Origin of the sequence: Streptomyces griseoluteus (assembly GCF_004784465.1) — a bacterium.
Taxonomy (GTDB): Bacteria; Actinomycetota; Actinomycetes; order Streptomycetales; family Streptomycetaceae; genus Streptomyces; species Streptomyces griseoluteus.
Genome location: NZ_SRRU01000004.1, coordinates 410,033 through 435,441, shown reverse-complemented (window position 1 = coordinate 435,441; position 25,409 = coordinate 410,033). Strand labels below are relative to the sequence as shown.

The following is a 25,409-nucleotide window of genomic DNA, read 5'->3' as shown; positions in this document are numbered from 1 at the left end:
CGGTGGGGCGCACACGCCGTCTCGCCTCCGGATGCCCCAGGAGGTCCCGGCCCGGGTCCGGCTCAGGCCGGCTGGCCGGCCTGGTAGTCGCCGGCGGGCATGCGGATCATGACGTTCATGCGGTTGTAGGCGTTGATGAGGCCGATCAGGAAGACCAGGGCCGCGAGCTGGTCCTCGTCGTAGTGCTTGGCCGCGTTCGCCCACGCCTCGTCGGTGACGGCGCCCGGGGTGTCGGCGAGGCGGGTGCCCTGCTCGGCCAGTTCGAGGGCGGCGCGCTCGGCGTCGGTGAAGACAAGCCTCGCGCCAGGCGGCGACCATGTTCAGCCGGAGCTGGGTCTCGCCCGCCTGCGCGGCCTCCTTGGTGTGCATGTCGAGGCAGAAGCCGCAGCCGTTGATCTGGCTGGCGCGGATCTTCACCAGCTCCTGGGTGGCGGCGGGGAGGGTGGAGTCCGAGACCACCTGTCCGGCCGCGTTGATGTGCTTGATGATCTTCGCGGTGGCGGGGATGGCGAAGGGGTTGAGGCGGGCGGTCATGGGTGCGCTCCTGTGGGTCGGTGCCGGTGGATTCACGGTTACGACGGGCGCGGTGGCGGGGGTGTGACATGCGGGGGTGTGAGCCGGGTCACTAGGGGACTGGGGCGGGGCCACATGGGGTGCGGCGACATGGAATCGGGCCCTTTTCCGGACCAAGAGCTCGTCCTTGGCTGTAGTTCGCGCAGGGCCCAGGCGGCTTCGAGGTTTCGCCCCCCATTGCCGGTGCCGGGCGGCAACGTCTTCATTTGTGGTCGCGCAGGAAGGTAGGGATCTCGTCGCGGGCCGGGTAGTTCGGCAGGGGGGCCGGCTTGCCCTGAAGGAACGCGGTGATGACGGCGACAGCCCGGTCGTTGTTGTCGTCGAGGCCGTTCCACATGTGGTGTCCGACTCCAGGCATGTACTGCGTGCGCTGGATGGCGGGGTCATTGGCAAGCGCGACGGTCGCCCATTGACGGACCTGGGAGGAGCACGCGGCGATCATCAGCATCGCGGGGGTCCGGGAGCGCCTCAGTTGCGGGGCGATGGAGGGTGAGTCCTTGACCGTCTGCTGGATGCGGAGGCTGGCGGCGGGACTGAAGGAGAAGTTCTGTGCGGTGTCCTCGGTGGGGATGCGGTGCGCGTCGTGCGCGCAGTAGGCGGATGCGGTGTCGCTGCCGAGGTCGGCGGCGGTGAAGGCGTTGTCGCCTTCGGCCTGTCCGATCAGTCCGGTGTCCGGGGTGAGGAGTCCAAGTCGCATGAGGCCGAATGCCACGGCATACCGGGGGACGTGCGTCGATCGTGGTCCGGTCGGGGCCGGCGCGAGGCCTCGTGCGGATGCCCGGCCCTTGTGCCCGGTGATGTGTGCGGTGGGGCCGTCCATGGGCCCGGGCTCGGCGATGATCGCCCGGTGCAGGCGTGCGGCGACGCGCGGGTCGGCCAGGGCTCGGGTGAGCACGGCCCCGCCTGAGGAGAATCCGAGGACGTCAGCCTTGCCTTTGTTCAGGCGGTCGATGAAGGCGGCGAGGTCGCTGACTGACCTGGAGATCGTGTATTGACCCATGGGGAGCAGGTCGCTTCGTCCGCCGCCGGCCTGTTCGTAGGCATAGACGTCGTAGCCCTGGCGGGCCAGGAGTTGCAGGAACCGGTGGTCGAGCACCGAGATGCCGCGGACCGGTCCTCCGTTGAGGTACACGAGCGGGATGGGATGCCGGGGGCTGGGGTGTGCGGACGGGTAGTGGTACACCGCGACCCGGCTGCCCGTGGTCAGGCTCCAGTGCTGCGTGGTCACGAAGGGTAGGGCGGGCGGGTACCGCCGGGCCGTCGGCACGGTCGGGATGCAGACCGACGCCGTCAACGCCGCCGCGACAACCACCGGCAGGAACGGTACGAGCCGCGCCGGCCAAATGCGGCGTCGGCCCCGCCACGTCGCGAGGACGGCCCCGACTCCAAGGGTCGGCAACCATGCGGCAAGCCCCGAGCCTGCCCCATCCGTGAGGGTGATCAGCGCGAGAAAGACGACGACCAGCATGGCGGCGGCGGCCAGGGCCTGTAGTAAGCGTCCGGTGAAGCGGACAAGACGTGTGGCGGACTTGGGCACAGCGGACCTCCGACAGTTTCAGAACGCCGTTTCAAAACGACGTTATCAAACGGAGGTAGGCTGCTGCCGTGGGTAGGCCGAGAACAAACGACGAGGCCGTCAAAGAACGGCTTGTGGAGTGCGCGACCGAGATGCTCGCCACCCGTCCACGGGAGTCGCTCACGGTCCGCGCCGTGGCCGCAGCTGCCGAGGCGTCGACGACGGCCGTGTACTCCCTGTTCGGTGGAAAGGACGGGCTGATCCGTGCGGTGCGCGACGGAGCCGTCGCCGGCCTTTTCCAGGACCTGTCGACGGTGCAGACCTCCGCGGACCCCCTCGCAGACCTCTACGCGCTGGCCGTCGCCTACCGTCGTTGGGGGTGCGGGCACAGCCACCTGTACACGGTGCTCTTCGGTGGTGTGCAGTCCTTCGACCCGTCGGGAGAGGTCGGTGCCAGTGACCCGATCCGTCCGCTCCTCGCGGCAATCGATCGCGCCTTGACGGCGTCCGTCCTCGCAGGCGACGCAACGGCGATCGCCCTGTCGATCTGGGCAACCCTGCACGGGCTTGTGACCCTCGAACTGGCCGGGGCCCTCGACGCCACCACGGCCGAGGCCGCATTCCGCTCGTCGATTCACGCCACGCTGCGCGGATGGACGACCGTGGAGGTGTTCCGCAGCCTTCGCCTGGCCGAACTCGCTCGGTGACAGGATCAGGGCCGGTATCCGGACTCTCCCGGTCCTGGCTGAAGCCGTGGTGCGTGGTCGGTGAAGACCGGCATGCCAAGGTCAACCAGCTGCGGCCGGCCGTCGGTCGGAGCCCGTTCAAGGCTCGGTAGTCCGGTCAACACCTCCACGGCACGCGCCCACACAGGGCCGGACCACATGGGGCGCGCCCACACAGCGCCGCACCCACATCGCTTCCGGCCACACACCTTCCAGCCACCCGGAATCCGCTGGGAATGTGTGCAGGAGAGCCACATGGGGCGCACACACTCTGCTGATGGTCCCGTTACGGTGGCGGGCGCTCACCCGCGCCCGTCGACCCAGGAAGACCGCGAATGGACTACTGCTCCGCCTGCCGTCGGCATCTGAACGGCGCCCTCGTCTGCCCCGGCTGCGGCGTCTGCGCCTCCCCGGGCCTGGCCCCGATGCCGGTCCGCACAAGCCCGTACGCCGTACGGCAGCCCGGCGACGACCAGGACGTACCGGCGCCCCGGCACGGCAGGTCGGTGCCCCCGCCGGCCGCCCCGCACCGTCCGGCGGAGGTGCCGTCGGGCAGTGGCCGCGCGGCCCGGCGCCGTGAGCAGTCCCGCTGGAGGAAGACGCGCCGCAGGGCCGCCCTGGCGACCGCCGTCGCCCTGGTCGGCGGTGGCCTCACCCTCGCCGCCGCCCTGAACCACCAGCCCGCCGACCGCACCCGCCCCACCGCGGCCCAGGGCGAGCAGCCGATGGGCGGTACGGGTCCCGAGGCCACGGCCGGCCTCCCGGTACCGACGACGTCCCCGACCGGTCGTCCCACCGCCGCCCCGAGCACCCCGCCCCACACGAGCGCCAAGGCCAAGTCCCCGGCGGCCCCCCGCTCCGACGCCACCCCCACCCCGCACAAGGCCACCCCGAAGGCCACCACGCCCTCCACCTCCGCGTCCCCCTCGACGCACCCCCACCCCGGCCCCCTGCTCCCCCTCCCCCACGCCCCGGCCCCGGCCTCCACCACCCCCCTGACCCCGCCGCACCAGTCCCCCACCCCCACCAAGCCCACCCCCACGACGGACGCCACGACACCCACCCCCGCCGAGCGCACCGACCCCCCGTCGACCACGCCCTCCGCGCCCCAGTCCCCGGCCCCCACGGACGCGCACTCCCCCACGGCGGCCCCCTCCACCTCCCCCTCCCGCGTCTGCCTCCTGGTCCTCTGCCTGAGCTGACCACGCGGCGAGGTCGGACACCGCCGGGCTGAAGCCGGAGCCGTCGGCCAAGAGGGGGACGGCCCCGGCCGGGCATCAGCCGCTTCCGGTGGATCAACCTCCACCGGGCACCGACCCGACCCACCCAGGACGTACCGAGGGGAAACCCGCACGCCAGAGCCGGTCACACCCCGGCCGAACCAGGCCCGGGACCCCTCACTTGTTCCACGTCTCGTCATAAGGGTCGGCCGGAGCAGCCACCGGCCGGGCGGACGTCACCCGGAGATACGGGATCACCCCGTTGTTCACCGGGTCCCGCGTCACGCGCGAGGCGTAGACCCCCGTCACCTCCATCCACGCGTCCGGCCGCAGGACCGGGGGGAGTTGGCCGGTGAGGCCGATCTTGACCGGCTGGGCGTCGGCGGCGCAGCAGTTGAGGGCCATGCGGACCAGATACGGGGAGCCGTGGGCGTCCAGGGCGAGGAAGCCGGTGACGCGGACGGTGCGGCCGCGCAGGGAGTGGGTGTAGGCGGCGCGGGAGGCGTAGTCGACGACGCTCAGCCGGACGGGGTCCGAGGAGGGCAAGGGGTCGAGGCCGTACGGGGGTTGGAGTGCCGTACCGGTGCGAACCGCGCTGTAGGAGCCGAGGGCGGGCGGGGCGATGAGGATGAGGGCGAGGACGGGGAGCACGAGGAGCCAGGCCACGCGGGGTTCGGGGTGACCCCCATGACTTCCAGCCCGCTTCCGCTCGTACCAGACCGTCGCCAGCGCGGCCGCGATCAGGACCACTCCCGCCGCCAGCACCAGGGGCCGCAGGCCCGACTTGACGTAGCGGAGATACAGATCCGTCGTCCCCGCGTGCAGCAGCGCCCCGCCGAGGAGGAACATGACGGCGGCCTGCGCCTGGCGGTTCACAGCAGCACCGCCCCGGTGACCAGCGCGCCCGTGATGGCCAGCGCGAAGGTGGCCGGGGCGAAGCGCAGCGCGAAGCCGCGGCCGAAGGTGCCGGCCTGCATGGCGAACAGCTTGAGGTCGATCATCGGGCCCACCACCAGGAACACCAGCTTGGCCGTCGGGGAGAAGTCGGTCAGCGAGGCGGCGACGAACGCGTCCGCCTCCGAGCAGATGGACAGCACCACGGCGAGCACGGCGAGGGCGAGCACCGCGAGGAACGGGTTGCCCGCGGCCGTGCGCAGCCACTCCGCCGGGGCGACCGCCTTCAGGGTGGCCGCGGCCATCGCGCCGACCACCAGGAAGCCGCCCGCGTGCATGGTGTCGTGGCGTACGGAGTTCCAGAAGGTCTCCGCCTTCGTCTCGCCCGCGTGCGCGCCGTGCGCGGGCGGGCGCAGCCAGTCGGCGCGGCCGAGCCGCTGCCACAGCCAGCCCATCGCGCAGGCGACCAGCAGACTCGCGGCGAACCGGGCGAGGACCATCTCGGGGTTGTCCGGGAAGGCGACGGCCGTGGCGGTGAGCACGATCGGGTTGATCGCGGGCGCGGACAGCAGGAACGCCAGCGCGGCCGCGGGGGTCACGCCCCGCCGTACCAACGCGCCCGCCACCGGCACCGACGCGCACTCGCACCCCGGCAGCACCGCGCCCGCCAGCCCCGCCACCGGTACCGCGAGCGCGGGCCGGCCGGGCAGGGCGCGGGCGAAGAAGGCGGGCGGTACGAAGACGGCGATGGCGGCCGAGAGCAGCACCCCGAGGACCAGGAAGGGCAGCGCCTGCACGGTGACGGCGACGAACACCGTGGTCCAGCTCTGCATCACGGGGGTGCCGAGCGCGCCCCGGATCGGCGCCTGGGCGAGGACGGCGAGCAGCAGCACCAGGGTCAGGACGAGGGGGGAGCTGAGCCGGGTACCGGTACCACGGGACCGTTCGCCGGGTGGCTCGGTACCCGGCGGGGCGTCTTCGGTGATGGCCACGGGCGGGGTACCTCCGGCTGGGTGCGGCTGCTGTGCGGTACGCGGCCGCGGGCGGGGCCGTTCAGGTGATCGCTGGAACCGGCCGCCTTCTTGGGGCAGTCTTTTCCCTCGTGGCGAACAGCGTTCCGTACCAGGGCGGTTCAGGTGGCGCGTCGGCGCCGATGGTGGTGTGCGGGGACGACGGTCTCGCGCACCGGCTGTCCGCCGAGTTGCGCGGAGTCTACGACGAGCAGGTCGTGCTCGTCGTGCCGCCGAACGCCCGTACCGCGCGGCGGCCGGTGGTGGGGCGGCCCCGGTCGGCTCCGGCGGCGCTCTTCGACCGGGTGGTGTCGGTGGCGGTCGGCCGGGGCGGGCCCGTGCCGGGCGGGGGTGAGTCCGGTGCGTCCGGCCAACGCGCGGGCGGGGAACGGGTGCTGGAGGCCGAGTTCCTCACCGAGCAGGTGCTCGCCGAGGCGGGGGTGGAGCGGGCGGCCGCGCTGGCGCTGGTCTACGAGGACGACGAGACCAACATCCGGGCGGCGCTGACCGCGCGACGGCTGAACCCGCGGCTGCGGCTCGTACTGCGGCTCTACAACCGGCGGTTGGGTCAGCACATCGAGGAACTCCTCGATCAGGCCGCCGTGTTGGTGGGCGAATCGGAGGAGGCGCTACGGGACGCGGCCACCTCCGTCCTCTCCGACGCCGACACCGCCGCGCCCGCGCTCGCCGCGACCGCCGTTGCCGGTACCGGCAAGGTGATCCAGGCGGAGGGGCTGCTGCTCCGTGCGGTGGAACGGGTGGCGCCGCCGGCCGGGGGCCCGGCGCCGCCCGGCCTGTGCACGCTCGCCCTGCTGTCCGCCGACGGGGACGACGAGGGGCCGGTGCTGCTGCCCGACGACGAGGAGGTACGCCGGGCGGGTGCGCGGTCGCGGGTGATGCTGGAGCGGTTCTCGGCGGCGGAGGGCGCGGCGCCGGGGAACGGGCTCGGCGTGGGCGGTGTCCCGCCGCTCTCCTCCCTGTTCTCCAAGCAGTTGAGGTGGTCGCTGGCGGTGCTGGCGGGCTGCGTGATCGCGCTCGCGGTGGCCCTGTCGATCGTGACCGGCATCCATCCGGTGGGGGCCTTCTACCTGACTCTGCTGGACCTGTTCGCCATCGACGACCCCGCGCTGGGCCAGCCGTTGGGACGCCAGATTCTCCAACTCCTGTCCGGCCTGGTCGGGTTGCTGCTGCTCCCTGTGCTGCTGGCCGCCGTACTGGAGGGGCTGGGCACCTTCCGTACCCAGTCCGCGCTGCGCAAGCCTCCGCGCGGACTCGGCGGACACGTGGTCCTGCTGGGGCTGGGGAAGATCGGCACGCGGGTGCTGATCCGGCTGCGCGAGCTGCACGTGCCGGTGGTGTGCGTGGAGGGCAACCCGGAGGCGCGCGGGCTGGCGGTGGCGCGGCGGCTGCGGGTGCCGGTGGTGATCGGGGACGTCACGCAGGAGGGCGTACTGGAGGCGGCCAAGATCCACCGGGCGCACGCCCTCCTCGCGGTGACCAGCGCGGACACCACCAATCTGGAGGCCGTGCTGTACGCGCGCGGCGTACGCCCCGACCTCCGAGCGGTACTGCGCCTGTACGACGACGACTTCGCCACCGCCGTGTACCGCACCCTGCGCGTCGCCCACCCGCTGGCCACCACCCGCAGCCGCAGCGTCTCCCACCTCTCGGCCCCCGCCTTCGCCGGAGCCATGCTGGGCCGCCGCGTCCTGGGCGCGGTCCCGGTGGAACGCCGGGTACTCGTCTTCGCGTCGGTCGACGTCGCGAACCACCCCCAACTCGAGGGCCGCACCCTGGCCTCCGCCTTCAAGCCCGGTGTTTGGCGCGCCCTCGCCGTCGAGAACGCCCCCGACACCCCACCCGGCCACCTCCTCACGAAGGACGACCGGGTGGTGATCGCGGCGACGCGCCGGGGGCTGGCGGAGTTCGGCTGAACCGTCCCGGTGGAGGCAGCGGTTGCCCGACGGGCCTGTCCCGCCCCGCGGCACAGGGCCCGTCCGCCGGCCCGCACGCCTCGCGGGGCCCTGGCGGGCGGCGGAACCCCGACCGCGCGCTGCCGTGGCCGTTCCCGGCCGGGTGATCGCCCCCCCCCCCCCCGCCGGGACCTGGCGAGACCCGGCCGAGGAGCTCTACTCCTCCGAGCCCCCCAGGTGCCGCCGGGCGAAGTCCATCTCCAGCCGGACCTGCTTGATGCGTTCGTCCACCACCAGGGAGCCGTGGCCAGCGTCGTAGCGGTAGACCTCGTGCGGGGCGCCGCGGTCGCGGAGGCGGGTGACGTAGTTGTCGATCTGGCGGATGGGGCAGCGGGGGTCGTTGACGCCGGCGGAGATGTAGACGGGAGCCTTGACCTGGTCGACGTAGGTCAGCGGGGAGGACGCGGCGAAGCGGTCCGGGACCTCCTCCGGGGTGCCGCCCAGGAGGGTGCGGTCCATGGCCTTCAGCGCCTCCATCTCGTCGTGGTACGCCGTGACGTAGTCCGCGACCGGCACCACGGCGATGCCCACCGTCCACGCCTCCGGCTGGGTGCCGATGCCGAGGAGGGTGAGGTAGCCGCCCCAGGAGCCGCCGGTGAGAACGAGGCGCTCGGGGTCGGCGAGGCCGGAGGAGACGGCCCACTCGCGCACCGCGGCCACGTCCTCCAGCTCGATCAGCCCGACCCGGTGCTTGAGGGCGTCGGTCCAGGCGCGCCCGTACCCGGTGGAGCCGCGGTAGTTGACGCGGACCACGGCGTACCCCTGGTCCACCCAGGCCGCCGGGCCCGCGGCGAAGGAGTCGCTGTCGTGCCAGGTGGGACCGCCGTGCAGGTCGAACACGGTGGGGAGGGGACCGGTGGCCCCGGCGGGCTTCTGCACGAGGGCGTGGATACGGCCGCCGGGGCCGTCCACCCACACGTCCTCCACCGCGACCGAGGGCGGGCTCTTCATGCCGGGCGGGTCGAGCACGACGTCACCGCTGGTTGAGCGGACCACCGGCGGCTCGGCGGCCGAGGACCACAGGTACTCCACGCTGCCGTCGGGGCGGGCGGTCGCCCCGGAGACGGTGCCGGGCGGGGTGGGGATACGGTCCAGCTCGCGGGTGGCGAGGTCGTAGCGGAACAGCTCGCTGCGGGCCTCGAAGCCGTGCGCGATCAGCAGGGCGGAGCCGTCCGGGTACCACTCGGCGGCCACGTCGCCGGGCAGGTCCAGCGGGAGGTCCGTCTCCGCGCCGCTCGCCACGTCCCAGACCAGCGGCTCCCAGCGGCCCCGGCGCTGGTGGCCGATGAGGAGGCGGGTGTCGCCGTCGACGGGGGCGAAGCCCAGCACCTCCAGGCCCAGCTCCTCGGTGCCGCCACGGGTGTCGTCCAGGTCGGCGACGGCCGTGCCGTCCGGGCGCAGCACGCGCAGGGCGCTGTGCATGGCGTCGCCGTGCTCGGTGTGCTCGATCGCGATCAGCGTGCCGTCGTGTGAGAGGTCGCCGACGCCGGCGGACTCGCGGTGCCGGTAGATCTCCACCGGCGCCTCACCCGCGCGCGCGAGGTGGATCGTCGTACCGTCCTCGTCGGTCGACCGGCCGATCACAGCCGTCCGCCCGTCCCGGCCGAGGGCGAGCCCGGCCGGGTAGGAGGGCGCGAGGTCCGGTACGGCCGTCTCGTCTGGGCCGCCCCCGAAGGGCTGGCGGCGCCAGACCCCGAACTCGTCCCCGTATGACGGCAAGTCTGGAACGGAGGAACCCATGCCGTCGTCGAACCACCAGATCCACTCACCATCGGGCGAGACAGTCCCATCGGTGGTGCCGTCCGGCCGGTCCGTGACCTGTCGCTGGCGACCGGTCTTCCGGTCCCAGGCGTACAGCTCGTAGGTCCCGGTCGCGTTCGACACGAACAGCGAACGGTCGGGGGCGTCTTCCGCCCAGTCGGGCAGGGAGACACGCGGTGCACGGAACCGCTTCTCCCAGTCGGGCATGGCTTCTGCGTCGCTCATGCCCCTATGTAACCCGATCGGCGCCAGATCGTTTTACGGATCACCGGATGGTTCTACGACGCCATTCCCCTTCGCTCCGGCTTTAGCACAGAACGAGGTAAGATCAAGGTAATGCAAACAAACGTTCGAGTGGTGGGCTGCGGCCGACAGTCGGTGACCCGCACGGAAGACGAGAACTCTCTCTCCATCGGCGCCCAGAGGCGCGACCTCCAGTACTGGGCCGACACACCGGGGCAGGGGCGCCTCATAGTCGGATGGGCACTCGACACCAACACGTCCGGCACGACAAATCCCTTTCAGCGGGAACAGCTCCGACCATGGCTGACCGACCGCTTGGAGGAGTGGGACGTACTGGCGTTCCCCCGCATCGACCGCATCTCTCGCAAGGTGCGGTACTTCTCCGAACTGCTCGACTGGGTGGAGGAGAACAACAAGCACATCGTCACCGTCGACGGCAGCCTGAACACCCAGGCAGCCGGTGGAAGCGCGGTCGCGAAGGTGCTGTCCGTCCTCGCCGAGGAGGAGCACCGGAAGATCCGCAAGAACGTCGCGAGCGGCATGCGCACCCTGCGGGAACTGGGCCGCTTCACGGGCGGCCCGCAGCCTTTCGGGTACCTCTCCATCGATTCGGAGGACGAGCACCGAATTCTGACGCCTGATCCCGTGTACGCGGAACTGCTCCGGGAGATCGCCAAGCGCGTCCGTGACGGCGACTCCACGTACACGATCGCCGAGGACTTCAACCGGCGCGGCATCATGACGTGGTCCGACCATCTCCGCTCGCTCGCGGGCAAGCCGGTGAAGGGCATCCCGTGGAAGGCCGCCACCATCGCGCGCGTCATCCAGAACCCCGTCTGCGTCGGCTACCAGACGTACAACGGGGAGATCTGGGAGACCGAGGAGGGGGAGCCGAGCGTCATCGCAGACGAGCCGATCCTGAAGCTCGGCCAGTGGGAGGCCGCCAACAAGGCGCTCGCCGCACGCACCCGCCTGAAGAAGGTCCGGCGTCGTGACACCGCCTGTCTGCTCACGGGCATTGCCATCTGCGGGAGTTGCGGTAGCCGCATGGTCTGCCACCACACGACGAAGACCCTGAAGAACGGCGAGACCAAGACGTACCGCGACTACCGGTGCACCTCTCGAAACCGCTCTGTCGCCTGTTCCGCCGTGGCCACGGTCGGCGAGTCCGAACTCGAAGCCGTCTTCACCGAAGCGCTCATCGGCGCCATCGGCCACGCCCCGGAAATGGTCAAGTTGGTGGACCCAGGTGAAGACCACACGGCAGAGCTGGAACAGAAGCGCCAGCGGCTGAACAAACTGGAGAGCGACTACGCGGAAGGGAAGTACGACACCGAGGCCAAGGAGCAGTCGTACTGGCGCACGCTGGAAAACCTCACGAAGAAGATCGCCGAACTCGAAGCGCACCCCATCCGCCCTCGCACCGTCGTCTTCCAGCCCACGGGCCGGACATGGGCCGACAAGTGGAAGGCGATGGGAACCCAGGACCGGCGCGAGTTCCTGAGCGAGCGGAACGTCAGGGTCATCGTGTGGAGGGACCCGATGCCGGCGGTGAAGCGCGGGGCCGTCGTCCACTTCGGCAACCTGAAGGAGTTCGCCATTGCCGGTGGAGTCGACGGGGCCGAACTCTCCGACTGGGGAGAGACGGGCTGGAACGTCCCGGCCCACTGGATGGACCCGATTGCCCTGATGGACGCGGAGCAGCGAGCGACCATCGCCGAGACATACGGCACGGCCGAACTCCCCGAGACACTGCGGAAGGTGAGAGCCAAGACCGTGGAGACCTTCCCCGAGGCGGCATCGGTCTTCGTCTCCACGTTGCGCGCAGCGTGACCGCAGACGCTCACTGAACGCCCTTGCAGCCCCCGGCCTGGGACTTCCCTGGGTCGGGGGCTGTTCACGCCCCAGGGGGCCCACCGTGGTCTATGGTCTGCCCTTCCCCCGAAGCGGATGGACCGGGCTTGTACGATGCGTGATAGGTCGCCGCCGTCCCTCCGATTGCATGAGACCGAGTTCAAGGCCGGAAGCCCTGGGCGCCCACCTGTGAAGAGACCGCCAGCCCTGGCCGGTCCACCCCCGCGAAGAGAAGGAGACACATGTCCCGCCGCCCGGCGGGGGTCACTGGCGCACGCTGCGCCGCACAGGGAAGGAGCCACCAAGCGTGGCCATCAGTTTCGGCGCAGGCAGCACATGGGGAGCTGTTTCTCAGCGCGAGTTCCGGCGCATGACACGGGACCCCCGACACGTCCTTCACTACCGTGTTCACTTCGCTGCCATCGGTTGGGCCGACCGCCAAGGACACGCGAGCTTCCAAGCAGGCCAACTGGCCGCCACGCTCGCTTCAGAAGACGCCAAGCCCCTGAGCAAACAGAGTGTCAACGGTGCCGTTCAGCGCGCCAAGAAGCTCGACCTAGTCGCGTCCCCGTCGAAGGCAGCTTGCCTCGTCCTTCCCCGTCACATGTTCCAGAAGGAGAAGGGCGCGTCCGTCGCCTGCCGTGCGCACCCGAACCGTCGGTAAAGAAGTACACGCCCAGCGCGTACCCAGTACACGTGTGGCGCTTACCTAAACCACACCTGACCTGCACAGACGTTCGCTTCCTCTCTATCTAGTTAGCCCCCCTGTCGGGGGCCTCAGCGGCGAGAAAGAGTTCGAGCAAGCAGGTACCTGATGCCCCTCTTCTGCGGCTTCCTGGAAAGCCGCAAGGGCAAGACGTCCAGGCCAGGTGCGGCCCCGAGGGGGGCCGCCAATCTGAAAGCCCCTCACCGCTGCTTAGCCGCTGATCGTCATGGGCTCGCCGCTGACGCGGCTCGCTTCTCTTCAAACCCCTACAAGCAGGGAGTCAACAGCGAATTGAGCAAGACCAACCCCATCCGACCCGACCGCCGCCGCCTCCAGAAGGGCGACAAGTTCGGCCGGCTCGAAGTCCTTGAGATCCTGCGTGCCGACCGCGTGCGCGTCCAATGCGATGCGGCACGGTCAAGGAGGTAGACCGATACAACCTGACCAGCGGTAGGGCACAGACGTGCGGCAGCCGGAAGCGGCACCCTCGACCTCCGCAGGGAGACCCCACTACCTACGGAGGAACGCATCAGCGGATCGCGCGTCTGATGGGTAAGGCCTCAGCCGGACCGTGCTGGATCTGCGGTAGCACTGCAGCGGAGTGGGCGTACTCCAACGCCGATCCCGGCCAGCGGTACGAGAACGGAATGGCTTACACCCCTGACATCTGTCACTACCTCCGCATGTGCAGGCCGTGTCATCGACGGTTCGACAGAGCGGCACGGCTGAACGCACCGGGAAGGACGACCAGCCTGCCGCACACTGCGCTGTGGCTGCGTTTCTTCGAATCTTCGGACGAGACAAACAGCTGACACGGCCGGATGCGTCCTTTCTAGTCTCAGCGCAGGGAGGACGCATCCTCCAACTTGAGACAGGAACTAGAGGTGCATCTGCGTCGCCGGGAAGTAGCAGTCCCCCGTGCGATTGGCGTGCTCCAGCTTGCGGGCGATCAATTCGTCCAGGCGAATGCGGCCTTCGAGGACGGAGAACAGATCGCCGCCGTCCATCGTGATGAACGAGGTGGACTGCCGGAACAGGTCCTTCCCTCCCTCTGAGAACCCGTTGACGCTCACGAACAGACCCAGGGCGTTCTTGCCCTTGAACCGGACCTTCCCATCAAAGTCGCGGAGGTGCTTAGCCTCGACGGTGCCAGCCAGCCACTTCGCCTCGACGATGTAGTGGTTGGTGTCGTGGTAGATCGATCCGTCGATCTGCTCGCCGCTGAGGTTGTAGGCCAGCGTCGGCTCAAGGTCGAACAGCGTGAAGAGCCGGTGAAGGAAGCCCTCGAACTCGATCCCTGCGCGCTGCCGGTCAGCCATCGTGGTGAGACGCAGGAAGTCCTGTCGCAGCTCATCCCTCACCTCTGCGAAGCCGCGGGTCTTCGCCACCTGGTCACGGTGAGCAGCCAGCTCGGCAGAGAACTTCTCGCGCTCCTCGGCAATCTCGGCATGGCGGCCGACCCACTTCGCCAGGTGAGCCACGGCCTCGCGCGCCTGCGGCAGCAGATCTTCGGCATCCACCTGCTTGGCAAGGTTCGGAAACGTGTCGATGCGCGATATGTCAGTCATCATCTCGATAGCCAGCTCGCAGTACCTCTGCTCCTCAGCAACCAGCATCTCGACGAGTTGGGCCGACGTCTCGCGCTTCGTCAACGTGAAGTCGAGGCGAGCTAGAAGCTCAGGATGCTCCCGGAGCCGACGCCGAAGATCCTGTTCGAAGGGGACCTTGTTCCAGTAGATCGTAGTCAGCGCCTCGATCAGCGCCCCGTAGGCATCAGCGTGGATCCGCTTCGCTGTCACGCCCGACTGCACATCTGTCACGGCTCGCCTACCTTCAGACGCCCCAACGGCCGCACTGCCGTCTTCCTGATAGCCCATCAGAGTGTATCGGGCGAGGGGGCATGCCGGTCTCTTCTACGCACAGTGCACCTTTGGCCCACGATCCAGGCGAGACGCCACGACGCGGAGGGGCACCTTCGCCGACCCTTCGCCGTTCAGGTACTCGGCGCACCATCCGGCGATCTGCCACCCGAGCGTGTGCGCCGGCAGCTTCCACGAGCCGTCAGGCTCGCTCAGCCCCGTGGGGCCGAGGAAGCTCGGATCGAGCGCGTCGATCTCTTCCTCACTGAGGACCGGGAGAGCCTTCATCAAGGCGGCTCAGCCCCCAAGGGCAATAACGGAACCGAAGGGGCGCACCCGGCGTTTTGATGTCTGAAGGAGTCTCCAACAACGCTCCCCGCCTACTGGCTCCGGGCGGGGCCGCTTCCAGCGGTTGAGTGTCTGTACTCCCCCTCAAGGGGGCGTCAGATCAACTCGGGGTGAAGTGATGGGTGATGACGTCGAGACGTGGATTCAAGTGATCTACTACCTCGCTCGCGTTGCGAACGAGGTTCTGCGTTTCACGCACCTGCGGCGCGAGAGCCGTAGGCAACACCAGAAGTAAGGGAGTCGGGGTCGGCGCGAGCCGACCCCGGCTTACTCGGCGAGTCCGAGATCCTTCTTGTAGTCCGCGATGGCGAGGACAGCCGCCGACTGCTCCTCGGGCTCAGGCTCGTGCAGCTCGATACGCACACGACGCCGGTCGCCCTCGGCGACGAGCAGCCGCTCGAAGGCGCTGTAGATGGTCTGGAGCATCTGGCCCGACCGCTTCCCCGACTTCTTGTAGTACGAGAGGTCTTCGCACAGCGAGTAGGCGAGAGCCCAGTCGGACTGCTGGTAGAAGTCGGCCTGCCCACTCTGCTTGAGCGAGTCCCACAGACGCTTGGCGATCGGATGCCAGTCGCGATCCGCGTTCGGCGCCTCCGCGGGGCGGGCGACGCCTCGCGTGACTGGCTGAACGTCGTTGCCCTTGCGCTCGCTCGCGCGGGCGGGCGGGCGGGCGGGCGGGCGGGATCAGCCTCGCGGTTCGGTACAGGGCCAGGCACGTCGGAAGACCTCCCTTTCGCCACCGCGCGGACCTATCCTGAGCAAGTCGGCGCCACGGGGCGCCACTTGGCGCCCACAAGCGAAGACGATCACTAGGAGGATTTTCCTAACGGAAGGATTACTCGCATGAGTACCGACGGCCGAACCAACCCCAACTCACTAGTGCCGGAGCCAGTCGAGGCCAAGGTCATTTTGCCCTCGCCGGAAGAGTTGGGACGGAGTAGTACCACTAGGGGTGGCGAACCTATTGTCTGGACAGATGACCGCCGGCCGAACTGGCGCCCGGAGGTCATCAATGGAGGAGGTGATGATCACTATGTACGCACTCGCGAGGGTGAAAAATTCCAGCGCCTTGACGGATCAGCCGATGAGATGGACCGCATGCGCGCCCGGCATGACAACCGTATGGAATATTGGAGATTTTTCACCGCTGCTGGAGTTTCCCTACTTGTCTTCGTAGGTTGCGTGTTCGGGGGAGCTCTCCACATCCCGCAAGAGGCTCAGTCGTTCCTATACGCTGCCGCAGGTACCGCAGGTAGTTGGGTATACAGGACGAGTAAACCGAGTCTCCCGAGCCAGCGATCCGGTTTGAGGCAGCAGAAGTAGTAATACGCCTCGCAGGACACGTGTTTGGTTGCGCTTCGGGGGTATAGGCGATCCCGGAGTTGCGGGCTGCTGGGTGCTTAATCTGCCCAGCAGCCCTACCCGCGAACTAGATATAGCCGGGATGAGTCTCGGTCGGCTTGAACCACTGGTTGATGCGACGCCGCTTCGCGGTCAGAGCGAGGGCTCCCTCGCGAGAAGACTTGGCCTGCTGATGAAACCCGCAGAGTGATCGAAGGTTGAACTCTCGATGGTCATCACCAGGCACGATGTGGTCAACGTCGGTAGCGAGTTCCTCGCACCGCTCGCCATACTGGTTGCGGTGAGTGCAGCGGTTCCCGTCTCGACGCAGGACACGAAGTCGGATGCGCGGCCAATCCGCCGGCAACCTGTCGCGCCGGTCTGAGCCAGCCCAGTTCGGCACTAGACCTCCAGGTCGAGGAGGGCCTCGAACGCGGTCCGGGCCTGCTGGGGCACCACGCCGTTCCCGAGGATCTGAAGCTGTTGCCCGCGCGTCAGGCCGGGCACTGCGGTGACCCAGCCGAGGGGGGAGGCCCATGAGCCACTCGACCCACTCGGCAGTCACGCGGGGTCCGCCCTTGCGGCGCGCCTCGGTAGGCGGGGGAGCGGGGGCCGGTCAGCGCGGATTCGGGCTCGCGGCCTTCGAGGATCGCTTCCGAGTACGGGAGGAGGTAACACGCCTCATCAATCGAGGGTCGGGCCTGCCCACCAGCTCGACGCTCAGCAGGCGGGCGAGCGCCGCCGTTAGATCCCAAGTTCGAGGTCGGCGTCTTCAGGGGTCGCGATACAGAACCACCGGTCACGGAGTTGAGGGGCTTGAGCTGCGGTAGCTCGTAGGCACACCCACTTCGCGCGGTACCCGATAGTGCGCCCCGGAGGGGCGACATAGGGAAGACGGCAAGCGGTTGTGGCGGCCGCAGGCCGCCCCCTTCAGGAAGGCGCGAAGACGTACTTCAGGCAGCGGCGAGGGTTGGAGAACTGGATAGGCGATGTCGGGCAATCGCCTGACAGGCGAGGGATCCGTCCGGTAAATGTGTGCGCGTGACTGACTCCACGCCCGAGGGCGGCGAGCCCACACCCTTCCGGGAGAAGGCGAAGGGCTGGTACGAGACACGCAAGCCGAAGATCCTTGCCGTGGGCGGCGCAGTCGTCGCAGTCGGCGCCGTGGCCCTGACCGTGGCCGTCGCGGTTGCTAGGAACGCCGTGGAGCAGAACGCGCCCGAGGGCACCGGAGCCGCCGAGGACACCGAGTCGGCTGCCGAGCCTGCGAAGGAGAGCGAGCCACGAAACTCCCCCGGCAGGCACACCGTCTCCCCGCACAAGAGACGGCTCGCTGACGGCCGCGAGATCGACGTGTCGGGTTACGAGCGAGGCGGCTCCTCGGAAGATGAGGGCGAGGATGAGGACCCCGGCGACGCTGCGGCCTGAGCGCCTCTCATTCCTGTGCAGCGCCGGCGGGCGCTCTGCAGAACGCTCACACTGCCGCTGACCTGCGGATTCCTCCTCCGCTAGCGAGTTCCGCCGGGGGTCTCGTCGACCCTGAAACCGTGGCAGAATCCGAGCTGCTAAGACTCCGCGGCCCCTGCTATCAGACTCAAGGGGTCATAGGCCACCCCCACAGTCCTCCCGACTGTCAGAAGGTGACCATACGATCCGGCGCATGATCAGAATCTCTTCACCTCTAATAGCCCCCATCCTTGTCATCGAACCACCAGATCCACTCGCCGTCCGGCGAGAGCACGCCGTCCGTCGTGCCGTTCGGCCGGTCCGTCGCCTGCCGCTGCGCACCGCTCGCGCGATCCCACGCGTACAGCTCGTACGTGCCGGTCGCGTTCGACACGAACAGCGAGCGGTCGGGCGCGTCCTCGGCCCAGTCCGGCAGCGAGACCCTCGGCGCACGGAACCGCTTCTCCCAGTCGGGCATCTCCACAGCTTCGTCAGCTTTGTCCATGCCCCCTAGGATCACCCGCCCGACGCCCTACGGGACACCCCTGAGCTGGGCAAGGAGGTTCGGGGCCGGCCGGGTCCGGGCCCGGAGTGAAGGTGACAAAGGGGGCGCCGTACCTTTGGAGCGTGTACCGGTTTCTGCTGACACCCCGCTGGTGGGGCATCAACGTCTTCGTGCTGCTCGCCATCCCGTTCTGTGTGTTCATGGGGTCGTGGCAGCTCAGCCGGTTCGAGGGGCGGGTGCAGGATCATCGCACCGCCACCGAACAGGCGGCGGACTCCCGCCACGAGCAGGCGGTACCGCTCGCGCGGATGCTGCCTGTGGACAAGGCCACCTCGGGACGGCGGGTCGTGGTCAGCGGGGAGTACGGCAGGCAGCTGCTCTCGCCCGGCCGTGAGCTGGACGGCAGGACCGGCTTCTACGTCGTGACCCTGCTGCGCACCCCGTCCGGCGAGTCCCTCCCCGTGGTCCGGGGCTGGCTGCCCGGTGCGGCCGACCCGGCGAAGGCGCCGAAGCCCCCGGCCGGCAAGGTCACCGTCACCGGCGCGCTCCAGGCCCCCGAGTCACCGGGCAGCAACGGCGTCCCCGCGACCGGCGGACTGCCCGCCGGGCAGACCAACGCCATCGCCCCGGCCTCCCTGGTCAACCTGGTGCCGGACAGGCTGTACGCGGCCTGGGTGACCCTCGACCGGGGGGATGCCGGGATGAAGGCGGTGCCCGCCACCGCGCCCGTCGGGACCGGGCTGGACCTGAAGGCGTTCCAGAACCTCGGCTACACCGGCGAGTGGTTCGTCTTCGCCGGCTTCGTGGTCTTCATGTGGTTCCGCCTGGTGCGCCGCGAGGCCGAGGCCCTCCGCGACGCCGAGCTGGGCCTGGTGACGGCGGGTGCCGACGCCCCCGAGGACGCCGGCACCCCCACCACTGTCTAACTCTCGGACTGCATGCCGGTGTAGTACACCGTCCCCGCGCACGCGTTCGGCACCGCGGCCGTCGCCGCCGCGCCGGAGGCCGCGCTGTACGTGACCTGCACGCTGCCGTCGGCCGGGCCGTCCACCGTGAGGAGCTGCGGGGCCGCGCCGACCGTGCCGCCGGTGTCCGTGGTGCCGGCCGTCGTGCCCGTGTCGCCGCTGGGCGAGGGGTCGGGCGAGGGCCCGCCGGTGGCCGGGCCGCCGCCGGTGGTGCTGTCGCCGCCGCCCGGCACCGGGCAGGTCTCGGAGGGCACGAAGGCGAACTTCTCCGCGTACGCCCCGCCCGGCCGCAGCACCAGCGAGGACACCGCCAGCGACGGATCGGGCAGCCCGCTCGCCGCGTCGCCGGACACATGCGCGACCACGCTCAGCTTGGCCTGGTCGGCCGCGCCCACCGCCACCGCGCCGACCTGGCCCGCACCGGTGACCGTGCAGGCGGTACCGGAGACGTTGGCGACGCGGAAGGTGCCGTAGACCACGCCGGCGGAGTCGGGCCCGCTCGCGCTGCCCGTGACGCCCAGCTGGGCCGGGGTGCAGCTCGCGGTGCCGGAGGCGAGGCTCGCCGAGGGGTCCGCGGCGCCGGGCGCGCCGGACTCGCCGCCGCCCTTCCTGCCGGGCTCGTCCTTCTGGCCGCCGTCCTTGCCGGTGCTGGGCGTGTCGCCCGTGGTGCCGCGGGTGTCGCCGGTGGCGCCGTCGGAGGTGCGGCCCTTGCCCTCGGTGCCCTGCGTCGACTCGGACTGGCCGGCCATCGCGGTGTTGGGGTCGGTGCCGCCGGTGTTGGAGACGTGCACCAGGGCCGGGATGGCGGTGCCGAGCAGGAGGGCCGCAGCCGCCATGCCGACCGCCGCGTGCCGCTTGCGGGCCCGGCGCGCGGGAACGGCCCGCCGCAGATGCTCCAGCGAGCCGGTACGGGGCTGCACGTCCTCCACGGCGGAGTGCAGCAGCCGCCGCAGCGCCTGCTCGTCCGCGCCGAGCCCGTCGTCCAGGCCGTCGGCCTCGATGCCCCGGCCGCCCCTTCCGGAGCCGGACGACGACGTGCCGCTCAGCTCCAGAAGCCGTTCGAGGCCGTCGAGTCCGTCGAGCTTGCGTGTCTCCGCGTCGGCGGAGGCGTCCGGACGGGCGGACTCCTCCCCGCGGCTGCCGTCGTTCACAGTTTCGTTCCCAGCGTGCGTCGGCTTGTCGTGTCGGTCGGCCCCCGTGGTCGACTCGTCGGCCGGCTCGTCCCGCTCGCTCATGTCTTGGCCCCCATGGACACCCGCAGCGCGGCGATGCCCCGTGAGCCGTACGCCTTCACCGAGCCCAGCGAGATGCCGAGCGTCTCGGCGACCTGGGCCTCCGTCATGTCCGCGAAGTAGCGCAGCACCAGCACCTCGCGCTGGCGGCGCTGAAGACCCTTCATGGCCTTGATGAGCGAGTCCCGTTCGAGCTGGTCGTACGCCCCCTCCTCCGCGCTCGCCATGTCCGGCATCGGCTTGGAGAGCAGCTTCAGGCCGAGGATGCGGCGGCGCAGCGCGGACCGGGAGAGGTTGACGACCGTCTGGCGCAGGTACGCCAGGGTCTTCTCCTTGTCCCGGACGCGTTTGCGGGCCGAGTGGACGCGGATGAACGCCTCCTGCACGACGTCCTCGCACGAGGCGGTGTCGTCCAGGAGCAGGGCCGCGAGACCGAGCAGGGAGCGGTAGTGCGCCCGGTAGGTCTCGGTGAGGTGGTCGACGGTCGTGCCGGCGGCCGCGTCGGCCGCGGTGTCGTCGGCGCCGTCGCGCTGGCCGGGTATGCGGGTGGGGCGCGCGGCGGGCATCGGCGCGATCACCGGCATGCCGCCGGGCACACGCGGACGGAGTGCCGCACGGGGCGGCCGGAGCGCCGCCGCGCCGCGGGCTGCTGGGGATGCGCCCGGCTCGAAGAGAGCCGGTGCGAGTTCGAGTACCTCTGCCACGCCAGTTGGACACGCGTACCCCCGACAGGGTTGTACGTGCCGGGCGTCACATTCACGACGACCGACAGTTCCTCAAGTGCCGCCATGCGTCCCGCTCTTCCCCTACGCCTAGTTGAAAGGGCGTCACCACGCCCCACCGCGACGCCCCGCGCCCGGAATCAACGTCCCGCCGCACCAGGGTGAGGGCAAAGACGCTCCCGGTGCTCGCGCGGTTGCGGAGAACTGGGAGGGAAATCCTCTGTCGTGACGAAGGCCGGGTACAAGTGGTTTGGACCATGGTTCCGGCCACATTCCCCAGGAGAATCCCATGAAGGACACAGGATTCTCACATCATTTCAGCGGCCACCAGCTCGGCGATCTGGGCGGTGTTGAGGGCGGCGCCCTTACGCAGGTTGTCACCGCAGACAAAGAGTTCGAGCGCGGTGGGGTCGTCCAGCGCCCGGCGCACCCGGCCCACCCAGGTGGGATCGGTGCCCACCACGTCGGCCGGGGTGGGGTACTCCCCGGCGGCCGGGTCGTCGCACAGGACCACGCCGGGGGCGGTGGCGAGGATCTCGCGGGCCCCGTCCACGGTGACCTCGTCCTGGAAGCGGGCGTGGACGGTGAGGGAGTGGGTGGTGAGCACCGGGACCCGTACGCAGGTGACGGCGACCGGCAGGGCGGCCAGGCCGAGGATCTTGCGGGTCTCGTCGCGGACCTTCATCTCCTCCGAGGACCAGCCGTCCTCGCGCAGCGACCCGGCCCAGGGCACCACGTTGAGCGCGACGGGCTCGGGGAACGGCCCGGTCAGTTCGCCCACCGCACGCCGTACGTCACCGGGCGCGGTGCCCAGGTCGGTGCCCGCGACCAGGGACAGCTGGGCGCGCAGCGTCTCGATCCCGGCCCGCCCGGCCCCGCTGACCGCCTGGTACGAGGAGACCACCAGCTCGCGCAGCCCGAACTCGGCGTGCAGCGCGCCGAGGGCGACGATCATCGACAGGGTCGTGCAGTTGGGGTTGGAGACGATCCCGCGCGGCCGCATCCGGGCCATGTGCGGGTTGACCTCCGGGACCACCAGCGGCACCTCGGGGTCCATCCGGAAGGCACCGGAGTTGTCGATCACGACCGCGCCGCGCGCGGCGGCGATCGGCGCCCACTGGGCGGCCACCTCGTCGGGCACGTCGAACATGGCGACGTCGACGCCGTCGAGGGCCTCTTCGGTGAGGGCGGCGACCTCGACCTCCTCACCGCGCACGGCCAGCTTGCGGCCGGCCGAGCGCGGGGAGGCGAGCAGCCTGATCTCGCCCCAGATGTCCGCCCGTTGGGACAGGATCTGGAGCATCACCGCTCCTACGGCTCCGGTCGCCCCCACGACCGCCAGTGTCGGGCGACCGGTGCGTGCCATCAGCGGCCCGTGCCCCCGTAGACGACGGCCTCGTCGGTGTCGGAGTCGAGCCCGAAGGCGGTGTGCACGGCGCGGACGGCCTCGGGCACCTCGTCGGCACGGGTGACGACCGAGATGCGGATCTCGGAGGTCGAGATCAGCTCGATGTTGACGCCCGCGTCGCTGAGCGCCTCGAAGAAGGAGGCGGTGACGCCCGGGTTGGTCTTCATCCCGGCGCCGACCAGGGAGATCTTGCCGATCTGGTCGTCGTAGCGCAGGGAGTCGAAGCCGATGCCGGAGCGGTTGCGCTCGAGCGCGTCGATGGCCTTGCGGCCCTCGGTCTTCGGCAGGGTGAAGGAGATGTCGGTCAGGCCCGTGGAGGCGGCCGACACGTTCTGCACGACCATGTCGATGTTGATCTGGGCGTCGGCGATGGTCCGGAAGATGGCCGCGGCCTCGCCCGGCTTGTCCGGCACGCCGACGACGGTGATCTTGGCCTCGGAGGTGTCGTGCGCGACACCGGAGATGATGGCCTGCTCCACCTGCTGTTCCCCTTGCTCGATCGGCTCGCTGCTGACCCACGTGCCGCGCAGCCCGCTGAAGGAGGAGCGCACGTGGATCGGGATGTTGTACCGGCGGGCGTACTCCACGCAGCGGTGGAGCAGCACCTTGGAGCCGGACGCGGCCAGCTCCAGCATGTCCTCGAAGGAGATCCAGTCGATCTTCCGGGCCTTCTTCACCACACGCGGGTCGGCGGTGAACACGCCGTCCACGTCGGTGTAGATCTCGCAGACCTCGGCGTCGAGCGCGGCGGCGAGCGCGACGGCGGTGGTGTCGGAGCCGCCGCGGCCCAGCGTGGTGATGTCCTTCTTGTCCTGGCTCACACCCTGGAAACCGGCGACGATGGCGATGTTGCCCTCGTCCAGCGCGGTGCGGATGCGGCCCGGCGTGACGTCGATGATGCGGGCTTTGTTGTGGACCGAGTCGGTGATGACACCTGCCTGGCTGCCCGTGAACGACTGGGCCTCGTGGCCCAGCTTTTTGATCGCCATCGCCAGCAGGGCCATGGAGATACGCTCTCCGGCGGTCAGCAGCATGTCGAATTCACGTCCGGCAGGCATCGGAGAAACCTGCTCGGCGAGATCGATCAGCTCGTCCGTCGTGTCGCCCATCGCGGAGACCACGACAACCACCTGGTTGCCGTTCTTCTTGGCTTCCACGATCCGCTTGGCGACGCGCTTGATGCCCTCGGCATCGGCTACGGAGGAGCCTCCGTACTTCTGCACGACAAGGCCCACGTGCGCTCCTCGCTCGGTTCGTTTGTGTCGGCTCAGTCTATCGAGCGGGGGGATCCGGCTTCCTGGGTACCGCATGGTGAGACGCCCGTCCGCTGCCGTACTCCCTGCCCAGGGCCACGCGAGTGATGGCTGTACGTGAACGAGTGTGCAGTGACTCACAGGGGGTGAGGCGGTCAGTCGGCGAACTCTTTGAGGGGGGCGGTGTCGAGGACGATGTCGACGGGATCGGGGAGCTTGACGGAGGCGCCGAAGGGCAGCTTCTCGGCGTGGAGGTAGCGGCCGTTCTCCGGCTGGTTGTACACCACGACCGAGCCGTCGTCCCGGTCGATGAGCAGGTACACCGGGATACCTGCCCCGGCGTAACCGTCGGGCTTCTCGACTCGGTCGCGCTGATGGGTGTCGGAGTCGTGCGAGGTGACTTCCACTGCCATCAGCACACCCCCTGTGTCGGACCAGTCTCCGTGCCCCGCCGGGAATCCGAACGGCGCGAGGATGCCATCCGGACGTGCCCGCCCCTTCCGATGGCGCTCGACCTTCACCCCTCGGTCTCCGTACAACCAGAGCTCAGGGCGGTGCTGCATGCACAGCCGCTGCAGCCAGGCGATGATGTGGTCGTGGTTGCCATCGGTCACCGGCTTGACCTGGACCCTCCCATTGATGAACTCCAGCCGCACGGTCTCCGGGGCATGGCGTTCGAGCTCCTCGAACTCCTCGACGGACATCTGCGGCCGGTCCTCGGTCCTGGGGGTCATGGCGTCGCCTCCTCGACTCCATGGTGCCCCGACCGGCACCTCCTGCACGCTCATACGTCCCTCCCCACCCTGGGCCGCAGCCCGGCCGCCCTGCGCAGCTCGGCCGCCCAGTGGGTCACGTCGACCACCCCGGTGTCGTCGGCCGGGTCGCGCAGGAACGTCTCCGGGACATACCCGACCGACGGACCGCATGCCTCCTCCGCCTCCGCTGCCTCCTCCGCCTCGATCTCGGCATGACACTCGCGACAGATCCCGTCGATGATTTCCGTCGTCCGCTCGTCCGCGTCGCAGGTGGCGCAGGCCATGACCACGCGGCTGACGCGGGCGCGGCGGCCACCGGACTTCTGCCGGATCTTCGCCTTCGTGGGGGGCATCTTGTCCTCCAGTCGTTTGCGGGCGAGTCCGCCCGGGTTGGTGACCGCGGGCGGAAGCCCGTCGGTCAGGGCCTTGGTGATCTCCCGCGGCGTCGCCCCGAGGGCCAGCCACTGCGCGGCGAGGGATTCGAGGGAACGGCAGTCCGACGCGGACAGGGACATGCGCGGGTCCGCGTCGCGGAGGTCGGCGAGGGTGCGGTAGGCGGCGCCGGGCTCGTCCGAGGGCTCCTCAGGGTGCCGCTCGGAGGGCTGTCGACCGGGTTCCGCCGGGAGGGCTTCCGCGGCCGGCTCCCCGGCCCGCGCCAGTCCCGATTCGTACTGGTCGGTGACGTCCAGGCCCTTGCGCTCGCGTACGAACTCCGCCCACCACTCCGGCGACCTGGGTGTACGTGACCAGTACGTCCGCGTGACCCAACGCATCGAGTTGTCCTCGATGGTGAGGTGCTCGCGGATGTGCCGTAGGTGGCCGGCCGCGGTGACGCGCTTCAGCGACGTGCGCACGGCCTGCTGGCCGTAACGGGGGTGTACGGCGGCGATCGCCTTGTAGCCCATCGCGTGACCGTCGTCGAGATGGTCGATGAAGACGGCGATCTCGCGGTCGCGGGGGCTCAGGTGTGCGAAGTCCGGGTCGCCGTGCGGGTTTTCGTCACCGGCAGAGCGCTTGCCGTAGCCCGATTTGGCCATGGGGTGCTGCGGGGACGGCAGGGCAGGGCTAGGGTGAGTGCAAGCCACCATCGAGTCCGTTTC

Annotated in this window: 19 protein-coding genes and 3 pseudogenes; 7 read left to right on the top strand and 15 right to left on the bottom strand. The window is 69.9% G+C overall.

What is annotated here, in order from left to right; genetic code table 11:
- Nucleotides 1–62: 62 nt before the first annotated feature.
- Nucleotides 63–477, bottom strand: a pseudogene (locus tag E5082_RS13950) (carboxymuconolactone decarboxylase family protein).
- Between E5082_RS13950 and E5082_RS32940 the strand changes: the two are divergent.
- Complete coding sequence (locus tag E5082_RS32940; RefSeq protein ID WP_229918845.1) at nt 368–601, top strand: hypothetical protein; 234 nt, start codon at nt 368–370, stop codon at nt 599–601. The pseudogene E5082_RS13950 and the gene E5082_RS32940 overlap by 110 nt on opposite strands.
- A gap of 174 nt (nt 602–775) precedes the next feature.
- Here the strand turns inward: E5082_RS32940 and E5082_RS13945 are convergent, their stop codons facing one another.
- Entirely contained in the window at nt 776–2,110 is a 1,335-nt protein-coding gene (locus tag E5082_RS13945; protein WP_229918828.1) for an alpha/beta fold hydrolase, read from the bottom strand.
- Between the two features lie 68 nt (nt 2,111–2,178).
- On the opposite strand from E5082_RS13945, the gene E5082_RS13940 reads away from it, so the two are divergent.
- Nucleotides 2,179–2,796, top strand: coding sequence for a TetR/AcrR family transcriptional regulator (locus tag E5082_RS13940; protein ID WP_135791548.1), 618 nt, complete (start codon nt 2,179–2,181; stop codon nt 2,794–2,796).
- A 353-nt stretch (nt 2,797–3,149) separates the two neighbouring features.
- The gene (locus E5082_RS32370) at nt 3,150–4,016 is read left to right on the top strand and encodes an SCO2400 family protein (protein WP_167514052.1); all 867 of its coding nucleotides are present in this window, start codon (nt 3,150–3,152) and stop codon (nt 4,014–4,016) included.
- 195 nt (nt 4,017–4,211) lie between these two features.
- On the opposite strand, the gene E5082_RS13925 is transcribed toward E5082_RS32370, so the two are convergent.
- A complete protein-coding gene (locus E5082_RS13925; protein WP_135791545.1) occupies nt 4,212–4,910 on the bottom strand; it encodes a TIGR03943 family putative permease subunit in 699 nt (232 codons plus the stop codon).
- Nucleotides 4,907–5,920: a permease gene (locus tag E5082_RS13920; RefSeq protein WP_135791544.1), complete on the bottom strand. Its 1,014-nt coding sequence runs from the start codon at nt 5,918–5,920 to the stop codon at nt 4,907–4,909. The genes E5082_RS13925 and E5082_RS13920 overlap by 4 nt, the downstream gene beginning before the upstream one ends.
- A 161-nt stretch (nt 5,921–6,081) precedes the next feature.
- Between E5082_RS13920 and E5082_RS13915 the strand changes: the two genes are divergently transcribed.
- Nucleotides 6,082–7,872 (top strand): NAD-binding protein, encoded by a 1,791-nt coding sequence (locus tag E5082_RS13915; protein ID WP_135791692.1) that lies wholly within the window; start codon nt 6,082–6,084, stop codon nt 7,870–7,872.
- Between the two features lie 195 nt (nt 7,873–8,067).
- Here E5082_RS13915 and E5082_RS13910 read toward each other — a convergent pair whose 3' ends face one another.
- Complete coding sequence (locus E5082_RS13910; protein WP_135791543.1) at nt 8,068–9,897, bottom strand: S9 family peptidase; 1,830 nt, start codon at nt 9,895–9,897, stop codon at nt 8,068–8,070.
- Between the two features lie 111 nt (nt 9,898–10,008).
- On the opposite strand from E5082_RS13910, the gene E5082_RS13905 reads away from it, so the two are divergent.
- The gene (locus E5082_RS13905) at nt 10,009–11,748 is read left to right on the top strand and encodes a recombinase family protein (RefSeq protein ID WP_135791542.1); all 1,740 of its coding nucleotides are present in this window, start codon (nt 10,009–10,011) and stop codon (nt 11,746–11,748) included.
- Between the two features lie 1,605 nt (nt 11,749–13,353).
- On the opposite strand, the gene E5082_RS13895 is transcribed toward E5082_RS13905, so the two are convergent.
- The 3 genes and pseudogenes from E5082_RS13895 to E5082_RS13880 all read right to left on the bottom strand — a co-directional run bounded on the left by E5082_RS13895 (nt 13,354) and on the right by E5082_RS13880 (nt 16,866).
- The gene (locus tag E5082_RS13895; RefSeq protein WP_167514050.1) at nt 13,354–14,295 is read right to left on the bottom strand and encodes a restriction endonuclease; all 942 of its coding nucleotides are present in this window, start codon (nt 14,293–14,295) and stop codon (nt 13,354–13,356) included.
- A gap of 654 nt (nt 14,296–14,949) precedes the next feature.
- Nucleotides 14,950–15,297, bottom strand: a pseudogene (locus E5082_RS33920) (phage terminase small subunit); the annotation flags it as partial.
- A gap of 1,470 nt (nt 15,298–16,767) precedes the next feature.
- Complete coding sequence (locus E5082_RS13880; RefSeq protein ID WP_229918826.1) at nt 16,768–16,866, bottom strand: hypothetical protein; 99 nt, start codon at nt 16,864–16,866, stop codon at nt 16,768–16,770.
- 198 nt (nt 16,867–17,064) lie between these two features.
- Between E5082_RS13880 and E5082_RS13875 the strand changes: the two genes are divergently transcribed.
- Complete coding sequence (locus E5082_RS13875) at nt 17,065–17,451, top strand: hypothetical protein (RefSeq protein WP_135791538.1); 387 nt, start codon at nt 17,065–17,067, stop codon at nt 17,449–17,451.
- 262 nt (nt 17,452–17,713) lie between these two features.
- Here the strand turns inward: E5082_RS13875 and E5082_RS13870 are convergent.
- Nucleotides 17,714–17,974, bottom strand: a pseudogene (locus E5082_RS13870) (TolB family protein); the annotation flags it as partial.
- Between the two features lie 122 nt (nt 17,975–18,096).
- Between E5082_RS13870 and E5082_RS13865 the strand changes: the two are divergent.
- Nucleotides 18,097–18,900 carry an SURF1 family protein gene (locus E5082_RS13865; protein WP_135791537.1) on the top strand — a complete coding sequence of 268 codons (804 nt, stop codon included), beginning with the start codon at nt 18,097–18,099 and terminating at the stop codon, nt 18,898–18,900.
- On the opposite strand, the gene E5082_RS13860 is transcribed toward E5082_RS13865, so the two are convergent.
- From E5082_RS13860 to E5082_RS13835, 6 genes are all read right to left on the bottom strand, one after another.
- Nucleotides 18,897–20,090: a hypothetical protein gene (locus E5082_RS13860; RefSeq protein ID WP_244321592.1), complete on the bottom strand. Its 1,194-nt coding sequence runs from the start codon at nt 20,088–20,090 to the stop codon at nt 18,897–18,899. The genes E5082_RS13865 and E5082_RS13860 overlap by 4 nt on opposite strands.
- An 80-nt stretch (nt 20,091–20,170) precedes the next feature.
- The gene (locus E5082_RS13855) at nt 20,171–20,875 is read right to left on the bottom strand and encodes a SigE family RNA polymerase sigma factor (RefSeq protein ID WP_167514049.1); all 705 of its coding nucleotides are present in this window, start codon (nt 20,873–20,875) and stop codon (nt 20,171–20,173) included.
- A gap of 325 nt (nt 20,876–21,200) precedes the next feature.
- Nucleotides 21,201–22,259 (bottom strand): aspartate-semialdehyde dehydrogenase, encoded by a 1,059-nt coding sequence (locus tag E5082_RS13850; protein WP_135791536.1) that lies wholly within the window; start codon nt 22,257–22,259, stop codon nt 21,201–21,203.
- Complete coding sequence (locus E5082_RS13845; RefSeq protein WP_086695469.1) at nt 22,259–23,536, bottom strand: aspartate kinase; 1,278 nt, start codon at nt 23,534–23,536, stop codon at nt 22,259–22,261. Before E5082_RS13845 ends, E5082_RS13850 begins: the two co-directional genes overlap by 1 nt.
- Before the next feature lie 173 nt (nt 23,537–23,709).
- Nucleotides 23,710–24,288 (bottom strand): Uma2 family endonuclease, encoded by a 579-nt coding sequence (locus E5082_RS13840; protein WP_135791535.1) that lies wholly within the window; start codon nt 24,286–24,288, stop codon nt 23,710–23,712.
- Between the two features lie 50 nt (nt 24,289–24,338).
- Complete coding sequence (locus E5082_RS13835) at nt 24,339–25,346, bottom strand: hypothetical protein (RefSeq protein ID WP_135791534.1); 1,008 nt, start codon at nt 25,344–25,346, stop codon at nt 24,339–24,341.
- Nucleotides 25,347–25,409: the final 63 nt, after the last annotated feature.